Genomic DNA, 745 nt, shown 5'->3' on the forward strand with positions numbered 1-745 from the left:
GAATTCTGTTGATCAGAGTAAGAAGTTTTTACAGAACATAATACCAAAATTGTGACTTTTCTCTGGATGGAATTGTACTCCAATTATATTTTTGTTACAAACAGCAACCGTTATATCTTTACAAAACGATGTACTTGCCAAGATGTTGGATGGATTTAATACTTTATAAATATACGAATGAACTAAGTAAGCACTATGATTGGAATTGTTTGATGTGGATGTTGGGAATTGGTTATGCCTTGGATGTAATTTGTCGATCTCGTATATTTATACTCTTCTTTTATATTATGTTCTTATTATTAACAAATACAATGTTCTGAATCCTTTACATTAATTCTCTTGAAGTATGTTTTTTTTTTCACATTATAAAATTACAATATATTCAATGTTCAATACATAATTATACAGTTACTTCTCATTTAATATACACATATAATAATTTTCATAATAGTAATACATCCTTTTTTCTTTAGTCAACATCTATTTTTATAATTATATTTTCATTTTTCACTTTTAAATAACAATAATCTTCATAGCCACTTTTCATTTTTCATTTTGATATAGTCAACAGTTATCTTCATAATTATACCTTCATTTTTCATAATAAATATTTTCATCCTTTACATTATCAATAATAAAATAATCCTTATCGCTATCTTTTCACCCTTTGGTCCCATAATTTAATTTTCAATATATTTTTTCATTGAGGTTTGATTATAGGTACCTTTTATCTTCTTTGTAATAG

General features: G+C 24.7%; 1 protein-coding gene. It reads right to left on the reverse strand.

The window, feature by feature from the left end:
- A partial coding sequence (locus MAGTDC_RS06095) for a glutamine amidotransferase-related protein (RefSeq protein ID WP_414173078.1) occupies nucleotides 1-267 on the reverse strand: 267 nt, incomplete at its 3' end.
- Nucleotides 268-745 lie beyond the last annotated feature (478 nt).

It is taken from the genome of Candidatus Hodgkinia cicadicola, from assembly GCF_002774925.1.